Genomic DNA, 3437 nt, shown 5'->3' with positions numbered 1-3437 from the left:
TTCAAAAATAATCGGTTTATTGTCACCGGGCTGGCCGACGGCATCAAATAGCGCGATTTGTTCAATCAATTGTTGATGGTTAAGCTCAATCCGACAATTGATTTCAGCGTTGCCACGGTTGTCTTCTGCCATGGGGTTGGCTAAATCAATTTGCTCGATGACTAAACAACTGTGCTGATTAGACAATTGCTGGCTGAGCATGGCGCAAACAAGCAAGAACAGTTGCGGCTGTTGTTCGCTAATTGCGGGATCGTTATTGATGGTTTCAATATTGGCCAGTTCTAAAGCAAAATGACGATCGAGTGCGGTAATGAGCCGCTGTTCTTGCCAAAGGTGCAATAACTCAGTGATTGGATGGGTGAGTATTAGCATGATGACGTCTCCGGCGCACGATTGTCTGTATTACCTGTAAATAAGCGGTCGAGTTGTTCGATTAACGCTTGCGGTGGTTTGTCATAAAATACCCCTGCGCCAGGATGCTCAGGATGCATGCCGCGTAAAAACAGGTAATAGCAGCCGCCAATATGTTGCTGATAATTGTAGTTTGGTAATCTAAGCGATAAGTAACGATGCAATGCCAAGGTATACAAGATGTATTGTAAATTATAACGATGGGCATCAATGGCTTTAGCCATGGCTGAGTGAGTGTAGTCGCTATAGTTATCGCCCAGATGGTTGGACTTATAATCGGCAATATAAAATTGGCCCTGGTGCTCAAAGGTTAAATCGATAAAGCCTTTTAACATGCCTTTTAAGGTATCAAAGTCGAGTCCGGCGACATAACCGTGCTGCTGCAAAATATGATTTAATTGCGATGCTTGTAAGGTTGAAATAGGCAAGTAAAACTCCATTTCGACCATTTTTTGCTTCATGCCTAATTGGCTTAATGTCAGTGATGTGTCCTGTGACGATGGCTCGATAAACAGCGGCGCGGCCAATATTTGCTGATACCAGTCCATTAACGGCTGCTGCCATAGGGTTTCGTCAAATCCATATTGTTTCATGGCTTTCGTTAGCGCTGGTGTCAGCTCGGTGTCTGCTTGGGTAAAATCAAACAGTTCTAACACTAAATGCATAAAACTACCGGCATTGGCGCCGCGTTCAAAGGTAAAGCGATCAAGTTCTGGTTCGCTGGTGAGTTCATCTTGTAACTGTAATTGGATTAACTCATCGGTGAAGTCTTCATCGTCGGCACCGGGCGCGACTCTCTCGTGAGGCAGATGTTTTACCAAGCCAGAATAACTGCCCACTCGCCACGCAAGGCTCTGTACACGAGTGACTTTTTTGGCCGCTAACGGGTCATTATTGTCGTGGATATCGGCGAGCACTGAATCGTCAATATCGTTGCCTAAGCATTCCACACTCATCGCTGGTAAAGTGGCAATTGCATTCACTTTGGCTTGAATAAGAGCAAAGTCAGTTTTCTTGTCGGTAATACCCAACAGATAACCGATACCTGTTTCATGTAATTGGCTGCTGATCCCTGCCTTTAATTGGCGGCTTTGATTGGCTATATACAAATAACACACGTAAACCGGCCGTGTTAACGCCACATACAGTAAGCGTAAATCTTCAGCGAGGGTTTCTTGTTTGAGTTGTTCCCAGCCTTCGTCGGTTGCGTCGATATCCCAAATGAGCTGCTCATTTTTATGGTACATCATCGGCGCTGGGCGTTTTTTATTACCACGGGCTAAGCTGACAAACGGCACAAAACAGACCGGATATTCTAAGCCCTTACTTTTATGAATAGTGACAATTTGCACCAAGTTCTGCTCGCTTTCTAAGCGCAGTTGCTGCTCATCACCACCATTGTTACCAATCAGTTGTTGCTCGTACCAATTGATAAGGGCGCTGCTACCATCTAGCTCAGTGGCCTTTTGCTGCAGTAATTCGGCTAAATGCCTAAAGTCGGTTAAGCGTCTTTCACCAGAGGCTTTAAGATCTGCTGCGTTGTCGTCGTCAGTATCATTAACGCTATTGTCACTATTGCTGCCATAACTGTTGTCATTAGTAATGTCAGCCGTGACAGATTGCGACAGATAACGATGGATCAGTTTGGTTTCGCTGGCAAAGTTTAGCAGCGCAGGCATAACGCCGCGTTGTTGCCACAACTGATGCCAATGAGTGAATTGATCTAATACCTGCTGGCGTTGTTCTTCATCTTGGTTAAATTGATGGATCCGTTGGGCATTAAAACCAACAAGCTCAGTGGCCAGCGCGGCGCGGATAGCGCGTTCATTTTTAGGCGTGGCTAAGGCATACAATAAAATCGCCATTTCACGAGCTTCAATGGTGTTAAATACGCTGTCTCGGCTTAAAAATACTGCGCCAATTTTACGTGCTGATAATTCCGCTTTCATCACGGCAGCTTCGTTACGATCGCGCACCAATATGGCTATGTCTTTGGCAATGAGCGGTTTAGCTTCCTGCTCAAGGCTGGTATTAACTTTACATAATCCCTGTTGCGCTTCGGTGAGTAAGCGCTTTATTTCACTGGCAGCATCAGCGGCTAGGCGTTGCCTTGCGGTAGTTTTATTGAGGCCATTAACATCGTCTTCGGCTAATAAGCGGATCCGCAACGCCGCAGGATTGGTTGTCGCTTCACTCAGGTGTTTATTGGCTGCCGATGATGGGGTTTTAACAATATCATAGGGGATAGCTTGGCTAATAAACGGATCTTGATGTTGGCTAAACAGCTGATTAACGCCATTGACTAACTGAGTGGATGAGCGGTAATTGGTGTCAAGATTATAATGAGCCTGTGTTTGTTGGCGCGCGGCAATATAAGTATAAATATCGGCACCACGGAAAGCATAAATAGCCTGCTTAGGATCGCCAATCATTAATAAACTTAAACGACCCTTATTAGCGTCATCATCGTTGTTGTCATTACCAATGTCGTCATTACTAATGTCATCATTACTTTTACTGTCATCATTTGGGCTTTGCACAGTGGTATCTGCGGCTAGGTCTAGCTGTGATGCTAGCGGCTGTTGATACACCTGATTAAAAATGGTGAATTGTAGTGGATCGGTGTCTTGGAACTCATCAATTAATGCGACCGGAAAACGCTTAGCAATAGCATGGGCGAGGGTGATTGGGTTTTGGCTGAGCGCCATGGCTAAACTGAGCAATAGGTCATCGGGTGTCATTAAATTGCGTTGCTGTTTTTGGCCAGCAAAGCGTTGGCGAATTCCCTCTCGGGCGCGCACTAAAAATGACGGAATAAGCTGATTAATTAACTCAAGTAAGCGCTCAATATGGTCTAGTAGCGGCGCTTCATCCGCACTGGGGATAACGCCACCTTTATTGAGTTTAAGCTCGGATAATGCCAATTGCTCCAGCGCTTTTATTGGCGGTAATCCTTGACCAAATTTTACCCAGTTACTAATGCTATCAAACAATTGGCTTAGTTTAGGGTAGCCGTCGGTGCCTTT

At 45.3% G+C, this 3437-nt stretch carries 1 protein-coding gene and 1 pseudogene; both read right to left on the bottom strand.

Annotated features, from left to right (window positions below; translation table 11 throughout):
• Positions 1–372: pseudogene (locus tag CXF78_RS17535) on the bottom strand (exodeoxyribonuclease V subunit alpha); the annotation flags it as partial.
• A partial coding sequence (locus CXF78_RS17530; RefSeq protein WP_102037478.1) for a 3'-5' exonuclease occupies positions 366–3437 on the bottom strand: 3072 nt, incomplete at its 5' end. The pseudogene CXF78_RS17535 and the gene CXF78_RS17530, both read right to left, overlap by 7 nt.

It is taken from the genome of Shewanella sp. 11B5 (assembly GCF_002836795.1).
Lineage (GTDB): Bacteria > Pseudomonadota > Gammaproteobacteria > Enterobacterales > Shewanellaceae > Shewanella > Shewanella frigidimarina.
The sequence above is the reverse complement of the archived record's forward strand: the minus strand, read 5'-3'. Positions and strand labels throughout refer to the sequence as shown.